Annotated in this window: 19 protein-coding genes; 3 read left to right on the forward strand and 16 right to left on the reverse strand. The window is 72.5% G+C overall.

Features of this window, described 5'->3' with window-relative positions; all coding sequences use genetic code 11:
* Nucleotides 1–2: 2 nt before the first annotated feature.
* From AB0J87_RS11350 to AB0J87_RS11360, 3 genes are all read right to left on the reverse strand, one after another.
* The gene (locus AB0J87_RS11350) at nt 3–1,247 is read right to left on the reverse strand and encodes a bifunctional glycosyltransferase family 2/GtrA family protein (protein WP_363964303.1); all 1,245 of its coding nucleotides are present in this window, start codon (nt 1,245–1,247) and stop codon (nt 3–5) included.
* A gap of 226 nt (nt 1,248–1,473) precedes the next feature.
* Nucleotides 1,474–2,145 carry a response regulator transcription factor gene (locus tag AB0J87_RS11355; protein WP_350726879.1) on the reverse strand — a complete coding sequence of 224 codons (672 nt, stop codon included), beginning with the start codon at nt 2,143–2,145 and terminating at the stop codon, nt 1,474–1,476.
* A complete protein-coding gene (locus AB0J87_RS11360; protein ID WP_363964305.1) occupies nt 2,142–3,338 on the reverse strand; it encodes a histidine kinase in 1,197 nt (398 codons plus the stop codon). Before AB0J87_RS11360 ends, AB0J87_RS11355 begins: the two co-directional genes overlap by 4 nt.
* 173 nt (nt 3,339–3,511) lie before the next feature.
* Here AB0J87_RS11360 and AB0J87_RS11365 point away from each other — a divergent pair, with 173 nt between their 5' ends.
* Nucleotides 3,512–4,135, forward strand: a complete 624-nt coding sequence (locus AB0J87_RS11365) for an NAD(P)H-dependent oxidoreductase (RefSeq protein WP_363964307.1) — start codon at nt 3,512–3,514, stop codon at nt 4,133–4,135.
* Between the two features lie 32 nt (nt 4,136–4,167).
* Here AB0J87_RS11365 and AB0J87_RS11370 read toward each other — a convergent pair whose 3' ends face one another.
* Together AB0J87_RS11370 and AB0J87_RS11375 are read right to left on the reverse strand one after the other, a co-directional pair.
* A complete protein-coding gene (locus AB0J87_RS11370; protein ID WP_363964309.1) occupies nt 4,168–5,358 on the reverse strand; it encodes a hypothetical protein in 1,191 nt (396 codons plus the stop codon).
* A 425-nt stretch (nt 5,359–5,783) separates the two neighbouring features.
* Nucleotides 5,784–7,097, reverse strand: coding sequence for an acyltransferase (locus AB0J87_RS11375; RefSeq protein ID WP_363964311.1), 1,314 nt, complete (start codon nt 7,095–7,097; stop codon nt 5,784–5,786).
* Between the two features lie 107 nt (nt 7,098–7,204).
* Here AB0J87_RS11375 and AB0J87_RS11380 point away from each other — a divergent pair, with 107 nt between their 5' ends.
* Nucleotides 7,205–8,107 carry a D-isomer specific 2-hydroxyacid dehydrogenase family protein gene (locus AB0J87_RS11380; protein ID WP_363964313.1) on the forward strand — a complete coding sequence of 301 codons (903 nt, stop codon included), beginning with the start codon at nt 7,205–7,207 and terminating at the stop codon, nt 8,105–8,107.
* A gap of 28 nt (nt 8,108–8,135) precedes the next feature.
* Here AB0J87_RS11380 and AB0J87_RS11385 read toward each other — a convergent pair whose 3' ends face one another.
* The 7 genes from AB0J87_RS11385 to AB0J87_RS11415 all read right to left on the reverse strand — a co-directional run bounded on the left by AB0J87_RS11385 (nt 8,136) and on the right by AB0J87_RS11415 (nt 16,854).
* Entirely contained in the window at nt 8,136–9,998 is a 1,863-nt protein-coding gene (locus tag AB0J87_RS11385; RefSeq protein WP_363964315.1) for a protein kinase, read from the reverse strand.
* A 111-nt stretch (nt 9,999–10,109) separates the two neighbouring features.
* Nucleotides 10,110–11,264 (reverse strand): cytochrome P450, encoded by a 1,155-nt coding sequence (locus AB0J87_RS11390; RefSeq protein ID WP_363964317.1) that lies wholly within the window; start codon nt 11,262–11,264, stop codon nt 10,110–10,112.
* A 212-nt stretch (nt 11,265–11,476) separates the two neighbouring features.
* Nucleotides 11,477–12,235 carry an IclR family transcriptional regulator gene (locus tag AB0J87_RS11395; protein ID WP_350726887.1) on the reverse strand — a complete coding sequence of 253 codons (759 nt, stop codon included), beginning with the start codon at nt 12,233–12,235 and terminating at the stop codon, nt 11,477–11,479.
* A 118-nt stretch (nt 12,236–12,353) separates the two neighbouring features.
* Complete coding sequence (locus AB0J87_RS11400) at nt 12,354–13,085, reverse strand: XdhC family protein (protein ID WP_363964319.1); 732 nt, start codon at nt 13,083–13,085, stop codon at nt 12,354–12,356.
* Between the two features lie 67 nt (nt 13,086–13,152).
* Nucleotides 13,153–15,501, reverse strand: a complete 2,349-nt coding sequence (locus AB0J87_RS11405; protein WP_363964321.1) for an aerobic carbon-monoxide dehydrogenase large subunit — start codon at nt 15,499–15,501, stop codon at nt 13,153–13,155.
* Nucleotides 15,498–15,992, reverse strand: a complete 495-nt coding sequence (locus AB0J87_RS11410; protein WP_350726890.1) for a (2Fe-2S)-binding protein — start codon at nt 15,990–15,992, stop codon at nt 15,498–15,500. Before AB0J87_RS11410 ends, AB0J87_RS11405 begins: the two co-directional genes overlap by 4 nt.
* 1 nt (nt 15,993) lies before the next feature.
* Nucleotides 15,994–16,854, reverse strand: a complete 861-nt coding sequence (locus AB0J87_RS11415) for a xanthine dehydrogenase family protein subunit M (protein ID WP_363964324.1) — start codon at nt 16,852–16,854, stop codon at nt 15,994–15,996.
* 85 nt (nt 16,855–16,939) lie between these two features.
* Here AB0J87_RS11415 and AB0J87_RS11420 point away from each other — a divergent pair, with 85 nt between their 5' ends.
* Entirely contained in the window at nt 16,940–17,845 is a 906-nt protein-coding gene (locus AB0J87_RS11420) for a LysR family transcriptional regulator (RefSeq protein ID WP_363964326.1), read from the forward strand.
* Between the two features lie 24 nt (nt 17,846–17,869).
* On the opposite strand, the gene eda is transcribed toward AB0J87_RS11420, so the two are convergent.
* From eda to zwf, 4 genes are all read right to left on the reverse strand, one after another.
* Nucleotides 17,870–18,481, reverse strand: a complete 612-nt coding sequence (gene eda / locus AB0J87_RS11425) for a bifunctional 4-hydroxy-2-oxoglutarate aldolase/2-dehydro-3-deoxy-phosphogluconate aldolase (RefSeq protein WP_363964328.1) — start codon at nt 18,479–18,481, stop codon at nt 17,870–17,872.
* 75 nt (nt 18,482–18,556) lie between these two features.
* Nucleotides 18,557–19,522, reverse strand: coding sequence for a glucokinase (glk, locus tag AB0J87_RS11430; protein ID WP_363964330.1), 966 nt, complete (start codon nt 19,520–19,522; stop codon nt 18,557–18,559).
* Between the two features lie 112 nt (nt 19,523–19,634).
* A complete protein-coding gene (edd, locus tag AB0J87_RS11435; protein WP_363964332.1) occupies nt 19,635–21,578 on the reverse strand; it encodes a phosphogluconate dehydratase in 1,944 nt (647 codons plus the stop codon).
* Between the two features lie 41 nt (nt 21,579–21,619).
* Nucleotides 21,620–23,086 (reverse strand): glucose-6-phosphate dehydrogenase, encoded by a 1,467-nt coding sequence (zwf, locus tag AB0J87_RS11440; protein WP_363964334.1) that lies wholly within the window; start codon nt 23,084–23,086, stop codon nt 21,620–21,622.
* Nucleotides 23,087–23,226 lie beyond the last annotated feature (140 nt).

Genomic DNA, 23,226 nt, shown 5'->3' on the forward strand with positions numbered 1-23,226 from the left:
GATCAGGGTGTGGGACGGCGGAAGACGGCCAGGCGCAGCGTCACGAAACGGACGGCGGTGACCAGCACGGACGAGGCGGTGAGCACCAGCGTCTCGGCCGCGGCCGACGCGTCGGGCTGGACCTGGCGGAACAGCAGCACGGCGGCGGAGGTGACGACGTACCCGAGCAGGAAGAGGGCCCCCGCTCCCAGGTGCGCCCGTCCGGCCCCCGTGCCGGACCAGCGGAAGGTGAGGCGGCGGTTGGCCTCGGTGTTGAGCACGGTGAGGACGAGCAGCGACACCAGGTTCGCGATCACGGGCGGCCACCAGGAGCGCAGCAGCCAGTAGAGCAGGGCCTGACCGGCCGTCGAGAGCACGCCGATGGCCACGAAGCAGCCGACCTCCCAGGTGATGCGGGAGCCCGCCCTGGCGGGGGCCAGCACGGCGTCGGGGTGCTCGGCGGCGGGGGCGGGGCGCCGCGGCAACGGAGCCCGTGCGGCGCCCGAAGCCTTCATGCGGGCCACCCGCCACAGCCCGCGCAGGTCGTCCACGGCGGTGCCGACGACGTCGACCCGGGTGTCGACGTCCTCGACCCAGTCGACCGGGACCTCGTGGATGCGCAGCCCGTTGTGCTCGGCGAGCAGCAGCAGTTCGGTGTCGAAGAACCAGGCGTCGTCCTGCGTCCTTTCGAGCAGCGGGCCGAGCACGTCCGTACGGGCGGCCTTGAAGCCGCACTGCGCATCGCTGAACCGGGCTCCATGGGTGAGCCGGATGATCGCGTTGTAGCAGCGGGAGATCAGCTCGCGGCGCGGCCCGCGCACGGTGCGCGCGCCGGAGGCCAGCCGGCTGCCGATGGCGAGGTCGGAGTGGCCGCTGGCGAGCGGGGCGATCAGCGGCAGCAGCCCGTCCAGGCGCGTGGACAGGTCGACGTCCATGTAGACGACGATGTCGGCCTCGCTCGCGCCCCACACCGTACGCAGTGCGAGCCCGCGCCCCTTCCTGTCGAGGTGGACCACGTCCGTGCCGGGCAGCTCGGCGGCCAGCTCCCGGGCCACCTCCAGCGTCCGGTCACGGCTCGCGTTGTCCGCCACGGTGATCCGCCAGGGGAACGGCATCCGCTCACGGAGGTGCGCGTGAAGGGTGCGCAGGCATCCCGGGAGCGCGCGCTCCTCGTTGTAGACGGGGATGACGATCTCGACCGTGGGATTCGGCAGCTCCGAGCGCTGGAAGTCACGGAGGACGCCCTGGCCGCAGGTGGTGTCGGTCATCGCTGTCCACTTCTCTTCGCAGGGATGTCAGATCGCTCGGTGGGACGGCTCCATCACCGGCGATCAGCACGACGCCGGGCGCGATCCCCGCGCCGGGGCCGTCGTGGTCACCCCTCAAGCCTCGTGGCCCCGCCCCGGGGGAACGTCCGCCTGGAGGAGGGTTCTGAACTGCGGCGATCGCAGTAGACGTGGGCGCGGGCCTACCGCGCCCGCGGTTCCCGGCCGATCAGCGGGGCTGGGGGCGGACCAGGCCGGTCTCGTAGGCGATGATCACCAGTTGGGCGCGGTCGTGCGCCTTGAGCTTGGTCATGGCCCGGTTGACGTGGGTCTTGGCGGTCACCCGGCTGATCCCCAGCAGGTCGGCGATCTCGTCGTTGGTACGCCCGCAGGCGACCAGGGTCATCACCTCCCGTTCGCGCTCGGTGAGCACGGCGAGGTCTTCGGGGACGTGCTGGGCAGAGACGCCGGGGCCGGCCAGGAAGCGGGTGATCAGCCGGCTGGTCGCCGCCGGCGACAGCAGCGCCTCGCCCCTGGCCACCACCCTGATGGCCTCCTGCAGCTCGCCGGCCTCCACGCCCTTGCCGAGGAAGCCGCTGGCGCCCGCCCGCAGCGCGGCGAAGACGTACTCGTCGATCTCGAACGTGGTCAGGACCAGCACCCGGACCCCGGCCATGGCCTCGTCGGAGGTGATCTCCCTCGTCGCGGCCAGACCGTCCATCCCGGGCATGCGGACGTCCATCAGCACCACGTCGGCCATGGTCTCCCGCGCCAGCCGTACTGCGTCGTGACCGTTGGCGGCCTCGCCGACCACGTGCAGGTCGGGTGCCGAGTCGATCAGCACCCGGAACCCCGCGCGGACCAGCGCCTGGTCATCGGCCAGCAGCACGTTGACGGTCATCGCCTGTTCTCCCTGGAGGTGGGCAGCACGGCGTGCACCCGGAACCCGCCGCCGTCCACGGGCCCGGCGAGGAACGTGCCGCCGACCGACAGGGCCCGCTCCCGCATGCCGATCAGGCCGTGACCGAACCCGGGGGAGATCCCGCCCGCACCGCCACGACCGTCGTCGGTCACGGTGACGATCACCTCGTCGGCGGCGTACTCGATCCGCACGGTGGCGGTCGCCCGCGGCACGTGCTTGCTCACGTTGGTCAGCGCCTCCTGGACGATCCGGAACGCGGCGAGGTCCACAGGGGCCGGCAACGGCCTCGGATCGCCGTAGAGCAGCCGGCCCAGCTTCAGCCCGGCGGCGGTGAAGGAGTCGACCAGCTCCTGCAGCCCCTCCAGCCCCGGCGCGGGCTCGGTCAGGAGCTCGTCGCGGCTGCCCGGCCGGCGCAGCAGCCCCACCGTCGTCCGCAGCTCGTCCAGCGCCTCCTTGCCGGCTTCGCGGACATGGCCCAGCGCCGCGCGGGCCTGCTCGGGCTCGCTCTCCAGCATGTACGCGGCGACCTGCGCCTGCACGTTGATCAGCGCGATGTGGTGGGCGAGAACGTCGTGCAGCTCCCGCGCGATGTGCAGCCGTTCCTCCATCACCCGGCGTTCGGCCTCCTCCTCGCGCGTCTCCTCGGCCCTGCGCGCCCGCTCCTCGATGGCGGCCACGTACGCCCGGCGGCTGCGCATCGAGTCCCCGACGGCGGTGGCCATGCCGATCGCCGCGATCGGCGCCAGCACTTCGGGCGCCAGCCACGCGCTGTCGCCGAACACGATCCTGGCCACGGCGACCACCAGCGCGGCGAGCCCGCCGCAGATCCACGCGTGCCGGCGCGGGCATCGGGAGGCCACCGTGTACATCGCGATCGCCGACGCCAGGTCCAGCACGCTCCGCGCGCCGTCGATCATGGCATAGGCGGCGAACCCGGTGACCGTGACGGCGAGCACGGCGTGGGGCCACCGCCGCCGGAAGACCAGCGCGCCGCAGACGACCGCGGCCAGCGCGATGTCGTACGTGGTGAGGGGCCGCATCGGATGGTGCCACTCCGCGCCGGGCGGCGGGGGAGCGCCCGGCGCCAGCAGCGTCATCGCATACACGCACACGGCCAGGACAGTGTCGGCCGCATAGGGCCGGGACAGGAGTTCCCGTCTCAGCCAGGTCACCGTACGCACCTTTCAAACGTTAGGCCTGACCTGGGCGAAGTCCCTCATCCCGAGGTACCCATCCGCTCTACTGCGCCCGCAGTACGCCCGTCGCTCCGCCACTTGACCAATCGGACTGCAGTCCGTATTTTCGATGCAGTAATCGGACCACAGTCCGGAAAGGACGTGAAATCATGAGCAGACTGCTGCACATCTCCGCCTCCCCCCGTGGGGGCGAGTCGATCTCGCTGGGCATCGCGGGGACGTTCGTCGAGGAGTACCGCGCCGCCAGGCCAGGTGCGACGGTCGATCACTTCGACCTGTGGGACGGCACGCTCCCCGAGTTCGGCCCCGCCGCCGCGGGCGCGAAGATGACCGTGTTCGGTGGTGGCACGCCCGAGGGGGAGCAGGCGGAGGCGTGGGCGGCGGCCGTGCGGACGTTCGAGCGCTTCGACTCCTACGACCGATACCTCTTCAGCGTGCCGATGTGGAACGGGGGCGTGCCCTACAAGCTGAAGCAGTTCATCGACGTGGTCAGCCAGCCGGCGATGGTCTTCGGCGTGCACCCGGAGACCGGGTACCGCGGCCTGCTGACCGGCAAGCGCGCCGCCGTCGTCTACACCAGCGCCGTCTGGGGACCCGGCCTGGGGCCGGAGTTCGGCAATGACTTCCAGTCGACGTACTTCGAAGACTGGCTCCGCTGGGCGGGCATCGCCGACATCCAGGAGATCCGCCACCACCCCACGCTGACGGGCTCGTACGAGGCCGAACGCAAGCAGGCCGACGAACGCGCCCGCCGGATCGCCAGGACGTTCTAGCGCTCAGCCGAGACAGGTGTCCGCCGGATGTCTCAGGAGGCGCAGGTCCAGCGGGGCCCGTCCGGGGTGTCCTCCACGAGGATCCCGCCCTCCTGCATCGCCGCCCGCACCGCGTCCGCCACCTCGTACCTTCCCTCCTCGCGCAGCCGGGTGCGGAGCACCAGCAGGGGCTCCACCAGGGAGGGGAGGCTCTGCGAGCGGAGGCGGGCGGTCGAGGCGAGCTCGCCGAGGCGGGCGATGAGCAGCCGCATCAGCTCTCTCGCCTGGTCGACCCCGCCGGCGTCCTCCTCCGTGTCGGCCGCCCACTTGACGATCTCGGCCTCCAGGTCGAGCACCGCCTGGGCCGCCGCCACCAGGTCCGGACGGGCCACCGCCGCCTTGAACAGCTCCTCGCACCTGTGGATCGTCTCCTCCAGCGTCACCTCGGCCGGAGCGGGGTCCGCCGGGGGCGGCGGGGTGACGGCGCCCGTGCCGGGGCCGCCCTCGGCCAGGCGGCGCAGCTCGGCCAGGTCGGTGTGGGTGCCCGTGGGCAGGACCGTGGTGGAGCCGGGCAGGCGGACGGTCAGGCCGCCCCGGCCCGCCACCCGCACCGACTCGGTCTCGAGGTCGATCATCAGGGCGGTGTGCTCGTCGAGGCCCAGGACGGCGGTGCCGGGCGGCAGCTCGCGCTCCATGCGGGACAGCCGGCGCTCGCCCAGATAGCAGTAGCGGGTGTCGTGGGTGCCGCCCTCGGCGTTGTCGAAATGGGGGATCAGCACGGCCCGCAGCCCGAGCGGATCCAGCAGGTCGACGCCCTCGCGCCAATGCGGATCCGCGCCTACCTTGTAGATCTCGTAGACCGGCACGGTGGCCAGGCCCGCCGTGCAGGCGGCGGCCGAGGCCAGCACCGTCACCCCCTCGCGCGCGCGGATCCGGGCACGCAGGTCGCCGGCCACGCCCGAGCCGGCCCACCGGTCGAGCGCGTACGTCGGGCTGCCGGGACCCGAGAAGACCCAGTCGGCGCCCGTGATCCCGGCCGCCACCTCGACCTCCAGGCCGACGCTGCGCGCGAAGTAGCGGCAGGCGCGGGCGGAGATGTCGGCGGAGTTTTCCTGGAAGGCGTAGGGAGTGTCGAGCAGCACGGCCCGTGCCCCGGCACGCAGCGAACGCGCCGCCGCGCGGTGGATCTCGACCATGGTCGGGCTCGTCTCGCCCGACCCCATCAACACCAGCAAACCCGGCATGGCTGTCGGCCCCTCTCTCGCATGTCATCGACTACATCCGGGCCCGCCACGGCTTTCAAGAGCGTTGCGACAATGCGTCTGAGACGTACTTGCATATAGTTGGCAGTAAGTTGGTGGCGGTGACGGGAAGACACGTGATCCTGGTTGAGACGCTCATGCTACGGGTGGGCACCGACAATCGCTGGTCCTACCGGCATGCCCTCACCCGGCCGCGGCGAGAGGAGAGCCCCGACGAGGCGGCCCGCCGGCTCGGCGGGGTCGCGGCCGAGGACCCCGGGACCGTCGTGCACTCCACGAGCTGGCGATACGAGCCGGACGGCGGGGTCGTCCTGACCTATGCGGTCTGCCCGGACCCGGAGCCGTGGCTGCCCGCGGTCGAGGTGCCCGAGCTGGAGATCGCCAGGGGCGAGGGGCCCGCGACCCCGTCACCTGAGCGCGTCGCCCTGGCCAACGTGGTCGCGCACGCGGTCCGGCACCTGGGCTTCCTCATGGCCGAGGACCCCGTCGTGTCGCGCGTCCTGTCGAGCCATCCCGCGATCGCCCTCGCCCTGGAGCCGGCGGGCGCGCCCGCCTGAGAGGCGGCGGCCCAGCGCCTGCATGGGCCGTTCGACGTATCTGTAGCTGAGCGCGCTGACGGTCAGCACCACGGTCAGGGCCAGCGCCGCCATCATGAGCTGGTACGCCGGCTCGGCCCGGCGCAGGTCACCGGTGATCGCCACGAAATACTTCAGCAGCGGGTGATGCACCAGGTAGAGCGAGTAGCTGATCAGCCCGAGCCAGGTCAGCACCCTGGGCAGCCGCCGCCCCCGCAGCGCCATCCCCGCCGCGAACGTGGTCCCGGCCAGCACGATCGTCGTCAGCCACACATCAGCCCGCACCCACCACCAGCCGCCCTGGACGGCCCACAGCGGCGCGATCCCCACCAGCGCCGCGGCCACCGCGACCGGCCACAGCCGTCCGTGGCCCCGCTCCCACCGGTGGATGGCCGTCCCCGCGAACATCACCGCCAGCACCGCCACCGCGAGCCACGGCACCCGGCTGCTCAGCGGCAGCAGCGTCAGCGCCATCAGCCCCAGCACGCAGGCCGCGGCCGTGCGCAGGCGTCCCCACACGACGCAGGCCAGCCCGGCCGCGAACATCGCGGCGGAGACGTAGGCGGGCCACCCGCCCGTCAGCACCGCCCCCGACGCCACCAGCCCCACCACCACGGCCCCCGCCGCGAACGACACCGACAGCAGCCCGCTCCGGCCGTGCCCTCCGATCAGGAACAGCGCGGTGACCAGGAGGTAGAAGATCATCTCGTACGACAGCGTCCACATCGTGTCGGCCACGCCGCCCACGTTCACGACGTCGAGCAGCATTGTCGCGTGCGCCGCCACCGCGCTGGCGTCCCTGGGCACCTCCGGCCGCACCGGCACCCACCAGGCCAGGGCCAGCACGAGGACGACCACGCCGAGGTAGAGGGGATAGAGCCGGAAGAACCGGCTGATCCAGAACTTGCGCACGTCGCCGTGGCGTTCCAGGGACGTGGGGATGATGTAGCCGCTGACCAGGAAGAACACGAGGATGCCGTAGATGCCGAGGCTGAACCAGTACGGCCTGAGCTGGGGCAGGAACCACGGCAGCAGGTGCTCGGCCACCACGGCCAGCGCGCCGATCCCCCGGAGCGCGTCCAGCCACGCGAGCCTGGCGGCAGCGGGGACGGGGGTGGTCACGGGCTGGGCGGCGACGGCGGACACCCGGCCAAACCTACCCACGAAGGCTGAAGAGATGCTGGCACCGGAGAACGTCGTGCTCGGGCATCACCGATACGCTAATGATCCCGTGGCGAGAAGGAGGCCCCAGCATGACCGTCGCCGTCCATGTCGGACCCGAGCCGGTTCCCGTGCTCATCGAGGCGGTGCGTCAGGCGGGCGGCAGGGTCGTGCCGCTGGAGGAGGCCGAGGCGATCGTCTTCTTCGGCGGCGGTCCCGCGGAGCTGCGGCCGATGCTCCACGAGGGCATCCGCTGGGTGCAACTGCCGAGCGCGGGCATCGAGCGGTTCGCCGACGCCGGGCTGATCTCCGAGCACCCGGTCTTCACCGCCGCCACCGGCTCCTACGGCCTGCCGGTGGCCGAGCACGCGATGGCCCTGATGCTGGCGGCCGCGCGCCGGCTGTACCGGGCGGCCAGGGTCAAGACGTGGGAGCCGAAGACGTCCAGGGAGTTCGCGGGCTCGACGGTCGCGATCGTCGGCTACGGCGGCATCGGGCGGGTGCTCATGCGGATGATGGAGCCGTTCGGCTGCCGGGTCCTGGCGGTCACCGACAGCGGTGAGGCGCCCGGCGCGGACCTCGTGCTGCCGCGCGCCCGCTACCGCGAGGTGCTGCCCGAGGCCGACTACGTGGCCGTCCTGGCGCCGGCCACGCCGGAGACGAGGGGGATGTTCGGGAAGCGGGAGTTCGAGCTCATGCGCGAGGACGCCTGGCTGGTGAACGTCGCCCGAGGCAGCCTCGTCGTGACCGACGAGCTGGTGGACGCGCTGCGCGCGGGCCGCATCGGCGGCGCGGCGCTGGACGTCACGGACCCGGAGCCGCTGCCCGACGGGCATCCGCTGTGGAGCCTGGACAACGTGCTCATCACTCCCCACTCCGCCAACCCGCCCTCCTCCTACTGGCGCGGCCTGACCGAACGCGTCACCGCCAACGTGCGGCGCTTCGGCGACGGCGCCCCGCTGGAGGGCGTGGTCTCCCCGACCGAGGGGTTCTGAGGCGTCCCGGAGGCGGCTCAGAGGCGGCTCAGCCGAGGTTGAGGCGGGCCCCGTTGCTCAGCCCCGAGTCGTGCACCTCGAGCGCGGCCGGGGCGAGGTCCTTCGGCAGCTCGAACACCAGCGCGCCGGCGAACGACTGGCCCGCCTCGATGCGGATCGGCGTGATCTCCTTGCCGTCCATGTCGAGGAGCTTGGTGCCGCCGTGTAACTCCTTGTCCTCATCCACCAGCTTCTGCTGGCCCGGGTAGAGCACCCTGGCCTCCTGGCCGACGTTGCTGACCCGCACGCCGATCTGGCACGTGCGGGTCTGCGCGGACTTCACGGGCTTGGGGCACTTCGTGCTGGTAACGGCGAAGCGCAGCTTGCCGTCCTGCACGGGCCCGTCCTCGCCGGCCGACGAGGGCCGCAGCACCCAGATCAGCACGAGGATCAGCCCCACCACCAGCGCGAACGCGATGATCAAGGCGGTCATGCAGCCCGCGAACACACCCCGCTTGGGCTTGGCGGGCGGATAGCCCGGCAACGGCCCCTGGCCGGTGGCGGAGGGGTGGGGCATCGGCCCCTGCCCGGTCTGGTGGTGGGGGACCGGCCCGGTGAGATCCGGATGCGGCCCCCGCGGGCCCATCCCGGTCTGCGGCACGGGACCGGTCCGCTCGGGGTGGGGCGCCGGCGGCTGCTGCGGCACCCGGCCGACGCCGGGCGTGGGCCCGGTCCGCTCGGCAGGCGGCGGCTGCATCATGCCGGGCTTGGGCCCCGTGCGCTCGGCAGGTGGCATCTGACCCGGTTTGGGCCCCGTGCGTTCGGCGGGCGGCGGCTGCATCATGCCGGGCTTGGGGCCGGTGCGCTCGGCGGGCGGCACGTGGCTCGCCGCCCTCGGCGTGGGGCCGGTGCGTTCGGCGGGCGGCTGCGGCTGCGGCTGCGGCCCGCGGGGCTCGGCGTGCGGGCCGCGACCCTCGGGCCGGCGGGGCGGGCGACCCGCGCTCGTACGGTCGGGCGGCATCATCGGGAAGTCCGACGGGTTCCACGAGTTGGTCAGGTGCTTGGTGGCGGCGAGCTGCGCCGCGGGCTCGTCGGCCGCCCCCACCAGCTCCAGCAGCAGCTGCTTGGCCGCGGGCCGGCGCGCCGGGTCGGGGTGGATGGCCGCGGCCACCAGCCGGTCCAGCGGCGCGGGCAGCCCCCGCAGGTCGGGCGGCGCGCTGCGGGCCCGGGCCGCCATCACGTACGCGTCACCCTCGCCGAACGGATGCCCGCCCAGCCCCGCGTAGGCGATCAGCGACCCCCAGGCGAACACGTCGCCCGCCGGGCTGGTGCGCCCCTCGAAGACCTGCTCGGGAGCGATCCATCCGGGCGTGCCCATCACCATGCCGGCGTTCGTGTGCCGGGAGCTGACGTGCGTCGAGCGCGCCAGCCCGAAGTCGATCACCCGGGGCCCGGCCAGCGTCAGCATCACGTTGGCCGGCTTGAGGTCGCGGTGCACCAGCCCGGCCGCGTGGATCGCGGTCAGCGCGGCGGCCACGCCGACGGCCGCGGAGTGCAGCACCGACGGCGACAGCGCGCCGTGCTCGATCAGGTGGTCCTCTAGCGAGATGCCGTCGATGTACTCGGTGACGAGGTAGAGGACGCCGCGGTCCTCGCCGTGGTCGAGCACGCGCGCCGTGCAGAACGAGGCCACCTTGCGCGCGTTGGACACCTCTTCGTGGAAACGCGCCCGGTAGACCGGGTCGGCCGTGTAGTCGCGCCGGATCGCCTTGAGCGCCACCCGCTGCCCGTCGGCCGCCTTGGCGAGGTAGACCACGCCCATGCCACCGGAGCCGAGACGGCTGACCAGCTCATAGGGGCCGATCGCCGGCGGATCTTCCGGCTCCAGCGGAGTGCCTGCGGAGCGCCCCAACGTAGCCGTCCTCTCGCCGTCGTCATCCCGTCTCAATCCGAACCGTTCCTCCGCCCGGCACGTCATTTTGTACCCAAGACTCTAACGGAGGAAGTGCCTGCCCGGTGGCGACTAGTTCTGAGCAGGAGAGGGAGCGCCGTGGATGCGCAAGGGGCGCATCGTCACCCGCAGGCGCGAGAGGTTGAGACTGTGGGGGAGCGGGCGGTGCGGGGACAGCAGCCGCCCGACCGGCTTGGGGCGGGCGGCGCGGACGATGCCGGCCAGGAAGGCGGTGCCGACCGCGAGCGTGAGGTGCACGCCGTCGCAGCCCGGTCTGGCCCACCACTCGTTCGCCGCGGTGCCGTCCAGCCAGATCTCGGGGGCGAAGGTGTTCGCGTACGGCAGGCGCGAGCTGCGCTGGTGCGCGGCGATCGGCACGAGCACGGTGGTGCCGGCGGGCAGGGTGGTGCCGTACCAGTCGGTCCTGGTGGCGGTGACCCGCGACAGCGCCGGCACCGGCGGCCACAGGCGCAGCCCTTCGCGCAGGCAGGCCCGCAGGTAGTCGGCGTCGCGGCGGGCCGACTTGCGCTGGGCCGGGTGGGCGGCCAGCAGCGCAAGCGTCTGCATCAGCCCCGCCGACATCACGCCGAGGCCCATCAGCCAGAACGCCGCCTGCATGAGCCCGCGCGAGCGGCCCACCCCCGGCCTCTCCGCGATCAGGCCGGCCAGGCTGCCGGGTTCGGCGCGGCGCAGGTGGTCGAGGATGCGGGCGTCGTAGCGGCCCGAGAGCAGGTCCTGGCGCCGCCTGTCGCGCCACCTGCCGGCCCGCGTGAGGTCCGTCAGCAGGCGGGTGAGCTCCACGTCGTCGGCCGCGCCGTCGCCGTAGACGCAGCGCCTGGCCACCCGCTGCCACCGGGCGTTGAGCCGGTCGTGGTCGACCACGCCGGAGGTGAGCTCCCCGGCCTCCTCCCTGGCGATGTCGATGAACGTCGGGCGCAGCACGTCCGTCGGCAGGCCGAAGGGGCGTTGCTCGACGCCCTGCGCGAATTCGCCCTCCTCCGACAGCACGCGCAGGGCGTCCCGCTTGGAGATGATCAGCAGCGCGGGGCCGCGCAGGCCGCGCACGAGGACGGGGCGGCCGCCGTACCTGGCCTCGAGCTCGGCCAGCAGCGCGCGGGAGCGCAGCGGGTCGCGCCCAGGCGTCAGATGCGGCAAGCCCGGCGGGACGATCGTGGCGGCCAGGCGCAGGCTCTCCAGCACGGAGGCCCGGGGGAGGTCCCTAGGCACGCGCGGCCTTCCGTGCTCCGACCGGCGCCCGCGGGTCCGTGGCCATGCGGGCGCTGACCTTTCGGCCCGCGGGCGCCTCCTGGGTGGCCGGAGCAGGAAGGAAGTCCATATGCCGATGTGATCTCCCGTGGCGCCGCGTTCGCAATCAGGGGTCTCGGCCACCGGAACACTTCCGGGCTGAGGCCGCGGAGATGTTCCGATGGCCGGAACGCCTACGCGCCGAGGAGGGCCGCCGAGATGGCCTGGGCGGCGCCGCGTACGGAGATGCCGAGCTTGGCGAGCGGCACCGCGCCCACGGGGGCGGCCACGCCGAGGGACATGCAGATCCGGCCGCCCGGGCCGAACACCGGCGCCGCCACGCACGCCACGCCCTCGGTGAACTCCTCCTGCGAGTACGCCACGCCGTGCCGGCGGACCTGGGCCAGCTCGCGTTCGAGCCCGCCCAGCGTGGTGATGGTGCGGCGCGTCATCCGCTCGAACGAGCCGCGCGCCAGCAGCTCCTGGCGCAGCCTCGGGTCGAAGGCCAGCAGCGCCTTGCCGGTCGCCGTGCAGTGGAGCGGCGCGCGGTCCATGCCGTCGGAGCGGGAGTCGACGCGGTTGTGGCCGTAGAGGCGCTCGACGTAGCGGGCCTCCAAGCCGGAGGGGACCGCCAGGTTGACCGTCTGCCTGGTGGCCTCGTACAGGTAGAGCAGGTAAGGAAGCACGACCTTGCGGGTGCCGGGCACGCGGGCCCGGGTGATGCCGGCCATCGTCTCCAGCAGCTCGCCCGGCAGGTAGCCGTTGCCCACCCGCCTGGCCAGCTCGCGCGAGCACAGCACGCCCAGGATGCGGTGGGCGGTCGACTTGGGCAGGCCCGTGCTGCGGCACAGCTGCGAGAGGCTGACCGGGTGGGAGGCGGCGCCGAGCGCCAGCAGGATGTCGATGCCCCGCTCCAGGCTGCCCGGCTGGGCCACGGGGCGGTCGTCCGCCATCCTCTGCACTTGGCGGACCAGTTCCGTCGGCATTGATGTCCTTTCGCTCTCCGGAGAGCGAAAGGGGCTTCCCGGGGGCTGCGGTTGTCCTGTCCTTGGCGTACCCGGCTGCCGCCCGTTAACGCAGGCTGATGATCTCGGCGTACACGGAAACGGCCACTTCACCGGGCGTTCTGGCACCTATGTCCAGACCCGCCGGAACCCGTACGCGCTCGCCTCCCTCCACGCGCGCCAGCACCGCCGTGCCGCGCCTGCGGCTGGCGATCAGCCCGATGTACGGGACGCCCTTGGCCAGCGCGTCACGCAGGATCGGCTCCTCGCCGACCCCGTGCGAGGCCACCAGGACCGCGTCGGCGTCGGCGGCGACCCCGGGGCCGGTCTCGATCTGGTACCCCAGCGCCTGGCCGACGGCGGCGAAGGCCCGGCCGATGGGGCTGTCGCCGTACACGTGGATCAGCACGGGAGGCAGCACGGCCTCCAGGAAGATCTCCAGCGTGCCGCCGGACAGGCACGGCTGGCCCACGGCGATCAGGCCCTCCTCCTCGTGCGGCTCGCCCGCCTCCGGCGTGATCCGCAGCAGCGTGGTCCGTGCCGCGCGCCGGAGTTCGAGCAGCCGCAGGCCCTGCGCCCGGACGGTGTCGGTGGCGCAGACCCCGCCGACGAACCCCTCGATCGTCCCGTCCGGCAGCACCAGCGCGCGGTCGCCCGCCTTCGCGCTGGTCGGCCGCTGCGCCCGCACGACCGTGGCCAGCACGTACGGCTCCCGCCCCGACCGCAGCCGCGCGACCCGGGCGTCCAGGTCGGCGGCCGGGCGCGGCCGGGACGTCGGCATGCCGAGAAATTCGCTCATGCGCCCTCCTTCGTCGGACGCATGAGCGAGATTCGGCTGTGTCTGATTGTTCGCTCGCTGCGCTCACTCACGGGATGGCCAGGTCCGTGCGGAACGGGTCGCCGTTGACGACGCGCCAGACGTTCGCCGGGGTGAGCGGCATGTCGGCGTGCCGCACACCGTACGGCTTGAGCGCGTCCACCACGGCGTTGACCACGGCCGCGGGAGAGCCGACGGTGGCCGACTCGCCCACGCCCTTGGCCCCGATCGGGTGCGTCGGCGAGGGCGTCACGGTCTCGCCCAGCTCCCACGACGGGCACTCCATCGAGGTCGGCAGCAGGTAGTCCATGAACGACGCCCCCAGGTGGTTGCCGTCCTCGTCGAACGCCATCACCTGCATGAGCGCCATCCCCACCCCGTCGGCCAGCCCGCCGTGGATCTGCCCCTCGACGATCATGGGGTTGATCCGCACGCCGCAGTCGTCCACCGCCACGAACCTGCGCACCTTCACCTGCCCCGTCCCCGGATCGACGTCGACGACGCAGATGTAGGCGCCGAACGGGTAGGTGAGGTTGGGCGGGTTGTAGACGGTGGCCGCGTCCAGGTGGCCCTCGACGCCTTCCGGCAGCTCCAGGTTGGAGTGCGCGGCCAGCGCGATCTCGGCCATCGACTTGCCGGCGGACGGGTCGCCCACCACCGACCACCTGCCGTCGGCCCACTCCAGGTCGTCCGGCGCGGCCTCCAGCATGGCCGCCGCCACGATCTTGGCGCGGTCGCGCACCTTCCTGGCCACGATGGCGGTGGCCGCGCCGGAGACGGGGGTGGAGCGCGAGCCGTACGTGCCCAGCCCGAACGGCGTCTGGTCGGTGTCGCCGTGCACCACCTCCACGTCGTCGGCCGGGATGCCCAGCTCCTGCCCGACGATCTGGGCGAACGTGGTCTCGTGCCCCTGGCCCTGCGACTGGCACGAGACCCGCAGCACGGCCTTGCCCGTCGGGTGCACGCGCAGCTCGGCGCCGTCGGCCATGCCCAGGCCGAGGATGTCCATGTGCTTGCGCGGGCCCGCCCCGACGGCCTCGGTGAAGAAGCTGACGCCGATGCCCATCAGCTCGCCCCTGGCCCGCTTGTCGGCCTGCTCGGCGCGGAGCTTGTCGTAGCCGGCCATGTCCATGGCCAGGCGCAGCGCCCTGGGGTAGTCGCCGGAGTCGTACTCCCAGCCGGTGGGGGAGTGGTAGGGGAACTGCTCGGGTCTGAGCAGGTTGCGCATCCGCAGCTCGGCCGGGTCGAGGTCCAGCTCGGCGGCCAGTACGTCGATCATGCGCTCGACCAGGTAGACGGCCTCGGTGACGCGGAAGGAGCAGGCGTAGGCGACGCCGCCGGGGGCCTTGTTCGTGTAGACGCCGGTGACCTCGCAGTGGGCGGCCTCGATGTCGTACGAGCCGGAGAAGACGTGGAAGAACCCGGCCGGGAACTTGGTCGGCTGGGCCGTGCCGTTGAACGCGCCGTGGTCGGCCAGCACCTTGACCCTGATCGCCTGGATCCTGCCGTCACGCGTCGCCGCCACTTCGCCGCGCATGTGGTAGTCGCGGGCGAAGGCGGTGCTCATGAGGTTCTCGGAGCGGTCCTCCATCCATTTGACCGGCTTGCCGGTGACGATCGAGCCGACGATCGCGCACACGTAGCCGGGATATATCCCGACTTTTCCGCCAAAACCGCCGCCGATGTCCGGGGAGATCACCCGGATCTTGTGCTCGGGCAGCCCGGCCACCATCGCGTACAGCGTCCGGTGGGCGTGCGGCGCCTGCGTGGGGCACCAGACGGTCAGCTTGCCGGTGACCCTGTCGAAGTCCGCGAGCGCGCCGCACGTCTCCAGCGGCGCCGGGTGCACGCGCGGGTAGAGCAGGTCCTGGGCGACCGTCACCTCCGCCTGCTCGAAGAGGGCGTCGGTGCGGGCGCGGTCGCCGGCCTCCCAGTCGAAGATGTGGTTGCCGGTACGCCCTTCGAGATCGTCCCGGATGACCGGCGCGTCCTCGTCGAGGGCCCTCCTGGCGTCGATGACCGCGTCAAGGGGGTCGTACTCGACGTCGATGAGCTCCAGCGCGTCGCGGGCCGAGTAGGCGTCCTCGGCCACCACGAACGCGACCTCCTGGCCCTGGAAGCGCACCTTGTCCGTGGCCAGCACCGCCTGGGTGTCCTGCGAGAGCGTCGGCATCCAGGCGAGGCCGAGCCCGGCCAGGGTCTGCCCGGTGATGACGGCTTTGACCTTCGGGTGGGCCTCGGCGGCGCTCGTGTCGATGGAGACGATCCTGGCGTGGGCGTGCGGGCTGCGCAGCACGGCGCCGTACAGCATGCCGGGCAGCCGTACGTCGTCGGTGTAGTTGCCGCGGCCCCTGATGAAGCGGGCGTCCTCCTTGCGGTGCATGCGTCCGTAGCTCATGATTTCGCCTCCGTCGCGGACTCGGCGACATTCAGACTCGCCTGCGCAGCCCAGCGGATCGATCGGACGATGTTCTCGTAGCCGGTGCAGCGGCAGAGCTGGCCGGAGATCGCCTCGCGGATCTGGCCCTCGTCGGGGTCGGGCACGCGGTCGAGCAGCGCGCGTGCGGTGAGCAGCATGCCGGGCGTGCAGAACCCGCACTGCAGCCCGTGGCACTCCACGAACCCCTTCTGCACCGCGTCCAGCTCCCCGTCCCGTTCCAGGCCCTCCACGGTGGTGACCTCGTGGCCGTCGGCCATCACCGCCAGCACCGTGCACGACTTGACCGGTACGCCGTCGAGCCGCACCGTGCAGACCCCGCAGTTGGAGGTGTCGCAGCCCCAGTGGGTGCCGGTCAGGCCCAGCTCGTCGCGCAGGAAGTGCACGAGGAGCAGCCTGGGCTCGACCTCTCTGGTGTACGGCTGCCCGTTCACCGAGACCGTGATGCGCATGTCAGATCCTCCCTGCGGCTCTGACCAGCGCGCGCCGGGTCAGCTCGGCGGCCAGGTGGCGCTTGTAGTCGGCGGGGCCGCGCTGGTCGGCGTGGGGGTCGCAGTGCTCGGCGGCGATCCTGCCCGCCTCCGCGAACGCCTCCCCGCCGGGCGGCCTGCCTTCGAGGTAGCTCTCGGCCTCGGGGGCGCAGAAGTGCTCGGCGCCGACCGCGGTCAGCCCGATGCCCGCCCGCGCGAGCACGCCGTCCCGGACGGTGACGACCGCTCCGGCCGCGGCCACCGGCCAGTCGCCCACGCGCCGCTCGACCTTCTCGTACGCGCTGCCCGTGCCCGCCGTGACCGGCACGCGCAGCTGCACCAGCAGCTCGCCCGGCCCGACGGCGGTCTCGTACGGGCCGTGGTGGAAGTCCCTGATCGGCACGGTACGCTGACCGCCCGCGCCCTGGATGACCGCCCGCGCCCGCAGCGCCGAGAACACGGCGGACAAATCCTCGGAAGGGTCGCCCTGGCACAGCGACCCGCCAACGGTCCCCCGATTTCTCACTATCGGGTCGGCAATAACTCGCTCCGCATCCCGAAATATCGGGAAAAGGTCGGTGGCGGTGGTGCTGTCCAGCAGCTCTGTGTGGCGTACGAGCGCGCCAATGGCCAGTTCGTCACCCTCGACGGCGATCCGCCCCAGCTCGGCCAGCCCGTTGATGTCGATCAACGCCTCCGGCTGGGCCAGGCGCAGCTTCATCATCGGGATGAGGCTGTGCCCACCTGCGACGATCCTGGCCTCGGGGCCGTAGCGCGCCAGCAGTTCGAGCGCGTGCGGCACGCTGTCCGCTCTCTCGTATTCGAATCTCGCGGGAACCTGCATGACTGCACATTGCTGGCACCGATTTGTCCCGACAATCCGCAAATAAGGGATTCCTTAATGCGCGCCGGAGAACTATGAAGGGGGAATGACACTCAGCCAGCTCGGGGCGTTCGTTTTCGTCGCGCGTCTGGGATCTGTCAAGGCGGCGGCACGGGCGCTGGGCGTGAGCGAGCCCGCCGTCTCCCAGTCACTGGCCCAGCTCCGCAGGCACCTCGGCGACCCGCTGCTGACCCGTAGCGGCGACCGGATGGTGCTGACCGAGGGCGGGCGGCGGCTGCTCGGGATCGCCGCCCAGATCGTCGCGCTCGGCGCGGAGGCGGTCGCCGCGGTCCAGCCGGGCCGAGTCGGGCTGCACGTGGTCATGGACGCCGGGCTCGCCGAGTACGTGGCCGGGCCGCTCGTCTGCCTCTTCACGCAGCGCAAGTCGGTGGACGCCACCACCGGCGTGGCCGCCACGGCCGAGATCCCGCTCCTGCTGTCCAGCCGCCTGGCCGACGTCGCGCTCGGGGCCCAGGTGAGCGGCGAGGGCCTGGTGAGCCGCCCGGTCCTGCGCTGCCGCCTCATCGTGGTCGGCTCGCCCCGCGGCCGCCGCGACCAGTGGCTGGTCGGCCCCTCCGGGACGGACCCCCTGAGCGACACGAGCCGGTTGCTGCGGCTGCTGCGGGTCCCGGAGTCCCAGGTACGGGTCTTCGCGAACCAGACGGCCGCCTGGAAGGCCGCCGCCGAGGGCTCCGGCCTGGCGCCCGCCACGGCCCACCTGGTGGCGTCCCAGTTACGCAGGGGCGAACTGGTGGCCGTCGAGACCGCCGCCACCCCGCTGGCCGCGTACTGGTACGCCACGACCCTGGAACCGCCGAACCGGTCGGTGGCCGCGGGCACGTTCCTGAACTTCCTCACCACCCCGGCCGCCACCCAGGTCATGCGCACCCCGGAGGACGGCATCCCCCGCAGCCGCTTCCGCCCCCCGATCCACGTGTCGATCTGGAGCTGAGGCCTACTGGAGCCTCCGCCGCGCTCAGCGCAGGGCCGCGGCCTCCGAGGCGAGCTTCTCCACGCGGCCCCAGTCGCCGGTGGCCAGCGCGTCGGCCGGGGTCAGCCAGGTGCCGCCGACACAGCCCACGTTCGGCAGCGCGAGATAGTCGGCCGCCGTGTTCACCCGGATCCCGCCCGTCGGGCAGAAGCGCACGTCCGGCAGCGGCCCGGCCAGCGCCTTGAGGTAGGGGACGCCGCCCGCGGCCTCGGCGGGGAAGAACTTCAGCTCCTTGACCCCCCGCTCGACCAGCGCCATCACCTCGGACACGGTGGCCGCCCCCGGCAGGTACGGGACGCCGCTCGAATCCATCGCCTCGACCAGCGACAGGGTCGTCCCCGGCGAGACCAGGAACCGAGCCCCGGCGGCCACCGACGCCGCGATGTCCTCCGAGCTGCGGATGGTCCCCGCGCCCACGGTCGCCTCGGGCACCTCGGCCGCGATCCGGGCGATGGCCTCGCGCGCGGCCGGGGTCCGCAGGGTCACCTCGATGACCGGCAGGCCGCCGGCGACCAGGGCCCTGGCCATCGGCACGGCGCTCTCCACGTCGTCGATCACCACGACGGGGATCACCGGGGCGAGATCGAGCAGGCTCATGGGTTCTTCTTCTCCTCGTCGGCCCGTTGACGGCCGTCTAGTCACGTACAGGTCCGCCCAGACAAGTCCGCACGGTCATCCCACCAGTTCCCGGCGGGCGCGCTGGGCCAGCCAGGCCGCCGCGCCCGTCAGCGCCGGCTGCGGGGCGACGATCAGCGCGGTGCCGATGGCCTCCAGGTAGTGGGCCATGTCCGGATTTTCGGCGAAGCGGGTCCGGAAGCTGCTGGTGCGCACGCGTTCCACGATACGGGGGAGCACTCCGCCGCCCAGATACACCCCGCCCCTCGCGCCGAGGGTCAGGGCCACGTTCCCGGCGAAGCTGCCCAGCATCCCGCAGAACACCTCCACCGTCTCGGCGCACAGCGAGTCGTCCAGCCGGGCCACGATGTCCGAGGCGGTCAGATCGGGGGCGGCGACGCCGTTCACCTGGGCCAGCGCCCGGTGCAGCCGGACCAGCCCGGGCCCGGACAGCACGTGCTCGGCCACCACGTGCGGCAACCCCTGCGACTGCAGGACCTGGACGATCTCCAGCTCCCGCCGGTCCACCACCGGCACCGTGACGTGCCCGCCCTCGCCCGGGATCGGCGTCCAGCCGTGCTCCACGGGCACCAGCCCGCCCACGCCGAGGCCGGTCCCCGGCCCCAGCACGGCCTTGACCCCGTGACCCGGCTCGGGGCCGCCCAGCGAGACCAGGTCGTCGCCCTCCAGGTGCGGCAGCGACACCGCCAGCGCCTCGAAGTCGTTGAGCAGCGCCGCGTAGGGCACGCCGAGATCCCGTACGGACCCGGCCCACGCGGAGTTCGTGAGGCGGTAGCGGTCGCCGTCGATCGGCCCGGCCAGGGCCAGGCACGCCGCCCCCGGTCGCACTCCGCCCGCGTGTTCCGCGAGATAGGCGGCTACGGCTTCGGGGAGGGTCGGGTAGTCGGACCCCGCCAGGACCGCGACGTTGGCCGGCCGCGCTCCCGACGAGGTGACCAGGCCGAACCGGGCGTTGGTCCCGCCGATGTCGGCGACCAGCCACGGAAGGTCAAAGGCACTCACCACATACCTCCGGCGTCCAGGGCGGCGTCAAGATCGCTCGCCATGAACCGAAGGATCCCACGAACGCTCTCGCCGTCCCAGACGGGACGGCGAGCCATCGACTTCTGAACCGTCACCTCGCCAGCCCGGCGTGCTGGGCGCCGACCGGGGCGCCCGTCTCCAGGTGCGAGGCGCCGGCCTCGGCGAGGAAGCCCAGGCCGGGGCCGTGGTCGGGCGACTCGGCGCCGCTGAGGCCGAAGATCCCGGCGCCCTGCTCCGCGTGGCCCGCCATCCGGCGGAAGGCCGCGAACAGCTCGCGCCCGGTCCCCACCCACTGCGCGTCGCTCAGCGGGCGGCCCTCCGGCAGGCGGCGGGACAGCTCCTCGGCGGGCACCTGCAGCTCCAGCGTCCCCGCCGTCGAGTCCAGCCTGATCATGTCGCCGTCCCGCACCAGGGCGATCGGCCCGCCGTCGGCGGCCTCGGGCGACAGGTGGATGGCCGCGGGCACCTTCCCGGACGCGCCGGACATGCGGCCGTCCGTGACGATCGCGACCCGCTGACCCCTGTCGAGCAGCACGGCCAGCGGCGGCGTGAGCTTGTGCAGCTCGGGCATGCCGTTCGCGCTCGGACCCTGATAGCGGATGACCGCCACGAAGTCCTGCCCGTCCAGCTCGCCCGCCTCGAACGCCCGCAGCAGCTCCAGCTGGTCGTCGAACACCTTCGCCGGCGCCTCGATCACCAGGTGCTCCTGCTTGACCGCCGAGACCTTGGAGACGGCCCGGCCCAGGTTGCCCGACAGCATGTGGATCCCGCCGTCCGCCGAGAACGGCGCCGCGACCGGCCGCAGCACGTCCAGGTCGGAGCTGCCGCCGGTGACCGGCGCCCACACCAGCTCGCCGTCCACCAGCTCGGGAGCCTCGCGGTAGCGGTCGAGGCCGGGCCCGGCCACGGTCATGACGTCCCCGTGCAGCAGGCCCTCGTCCAGCAGGTCGCCGATGAGGACCTGCATGCCGCCGGCGTCGCGGAAGTGGTTCACGTCCGCCTGGCCGTTCGGGTAGATCTTGGTGAGGGACGGCACGACCCGCGACAGGCGGGCGAAGTCGTCCCAGGTCAGCACGATGCCCGCGGCGGCGGCCATGGCGACCAGGTGGATCGTGTGGTTCGTGGACCCGCCGGTGGCCAGCAGGGCGACGCAGGCGTTCACGATGGCCTTCTCGTCGACCAGCTCGCCGATCGGCGTGTACTCCGAGCCGTGCGCGGTGATCTCCACCGCGCGGCGCCCGGCCGCCTCGGTGAGGGCGTGGCGCAGCTCGGTGTGCGGGTTGACGAAGGTCGAGCCGGGCAGGTGCAGGCCCATGACCTCCATCAGCGCCTGGTTGGAGTTGGCGGTGCCGTAGAAGGTGCAGGTGCCGGGGGAGTGGTACGACTTCGCCTCGGCGTCGAGCAGCTCGTCGCGGCCCACCTTGCCCTCGGCGAAGAGCTGGCGGGTGCGCGCCTTGACCTTGTTCGGCAGGCCCGAGGTCATCGGCCCGGCCGGGACGAAGATCGCGGGCAGGTGCCCGAAGTGCAGCGCCCCGATGAACAGGCCGGGCACGATCTTGTCGCACACGCCCAGCAGCAGCGACGCGTCGAACATGTCGTGTGACAACGCGATCGCCGCGGCCATCGCGATCACGTCGCGGCTGTAGAGGGACAGCTCCATGCCGGGCCGCCCCTGCGTGATGCCGTCGCACATTGCGGGCACGCCGCCCGCCACCTGCGCCACGCCGCCGGCCTTGCGCACCGCGGCCTTCAGCTCCGGCGGGTACGTCTCGTACGGCTGGTGCGCCGAGAGCATGTCGTTGTAGCTCGTCACGATCGCCACGCCCGGCTTGGCGGCGCCGCGTAGCGTGAGCTTGTCGTCGGCGGGCGCGCCGGCGAAGCCGTGCGCCAGGTTCGCGCAGCCGAGGTGGGCGCGGGCCGGGCCCTTCGCCCTGGCGGCCTCGCCGTCGCGCCGGATGCGCGCCAGGTACGCTGCCCGGCTGGTGGCGCTCCGCTCGGCGATGCGGTCGGTGACGTCCTGGATGACGGGGTTCACGGTGCCTCCTTCGTCGGGTCCATGAACCCGGAATCGATTGTTCACACGTCCTCCTCGTGCCACTCGCGACCGCTGCGGCCGAGCAGTTCGTGGGCTCCGGCGGGACCGGTGGTCCCGGCGGGGTAGGGCTCGGGCAGGGCTCCGGACGACTCCCAGGTCGACAGGATCGGGTCGATCCAGCGCCAGGCCGCCTCCACCTCGTCACGCCGCATGAACAGCGTCGGGTTCCCGGCCAGCACGTCCGTCAGCAGCCGCTCGTACGCCTCCGGCACCCGCGCCGTGAACGTCTTGCCGAAGCTCAGCGACATCGGCACCGGCTTCAGCGTCACCTCGCCCGCGCCCGGCTCCTTGGCCATGATGTGCAGCTCGATGCCCTCTTCCGGCTGCAGGCGCAGCACCAGGCGGTTCGGCGTGCCACCGGGGAAGATGGAGTGCGGCACGTCCTTGAACTGCACCACGATCTCCGACCTGCGGTACGGCATCCGCTTGCCGGTCCGCAGGTAGAACGGCACCCCCGCCCATCGCCAGTTCTTGATCTCGGCCCGGATCGCGGTGAACGTCTCCACCCGCCGCGAGGCGTCCGTCGGCGGCGTGGAGGCGGGCTCGTCGAGGTAGCCCGGCATCCCGTCGGCCTCGGTGTACTGGCCCCGCACGGTGAAGCGGTCGACCTCCGTGCCCGTGATCGGGCGCAGCGCCTGCAGGACCTTGACCTTCTCGTCGCGGATGGCCTCACGGTCGTTGCGGGCCGGCGGCTCCATCGCGGTCAGCGTGAGGAGCTGGAGCAGGTGGTTCTGCACCATGTCGCGCAGCGCGCCCGCGTGGTCGTAGTAGCCGCGCCGGCCCGGCGTGCCGACGGTCTCGGCGGCGGTGATCTGGACGTGGTCGATCCACAGGGAGTTCCAGATCGGCTCGAGGAAGGCGTTGGCGAAGCGCAGGACCAGCAGGTTCTGGACGGTCTCCTTGCCCAGGTAGTGGTCGATGCGGAAGATCTGGCGCTCGTCGAAGATCGCGCCGACCTCGTCGTTGATCCGCTGCGCGCTCGGCAGGTCGTGGCCCAGCGGCTTCTCCAGCACCACGCGCGAGAGCGGCGTGACCAGCCCGGCCTCCTCCAGCTCGCGGCAGAAGGGGCCGAACGTCCGGGGCGGGCTGGCCAGGTAGAAGACCCGGTCGCGCTGCTCGTGCCCGGCCAGCAGCCGGCTCAGCGCCCCCCAGCCCGACTTGTCGGCGCCCCCGACGTCGACCGACACGTGGTGCAGGCGGCCGAGGAAGCGCTGCCACATGGCGGGGTCGTCGATCGGGACCTGGTCGCGTACCTCGGCGTCCACCTTGCCGCGGAAGTCGGCGTCGGTCAGGCCGCCCCTGGACATGGCGATGACGCGGGTCTCCGGGGAGAGCCGGCCGTCCCTGTCGCTGTGGTAGAGCGCCGGGAGCAGTTTGCGCATGGACAAGTCGCCGGTGCCGCCGAAGACGACGAGGTCGGCGGTGTGGGCGGGGCTGGTTGTCGACACGGGGGACACGGTTGCGGGCTCCGATGATCTACCAAGCAGGGACAGAACGGACACTAACGAGAGTTTGGGTCCCACACAAGCGGAGTTTTGGCATTTGAGATAAAAAAGTCTGGACTTTTCATGACCTAACCCCATGTGAT

It is taken from the genome of Nonomuraea sp. NPDC049625 (genome assembly GCF_040675285.1).
GTDB classification, from domain to species: Bacteria; Actinomycetota; Actinomycetes; order Streptosporangiales; family Streptosporangiaceae; genus Nonomuraea; species Nonomuraea angiospora_A.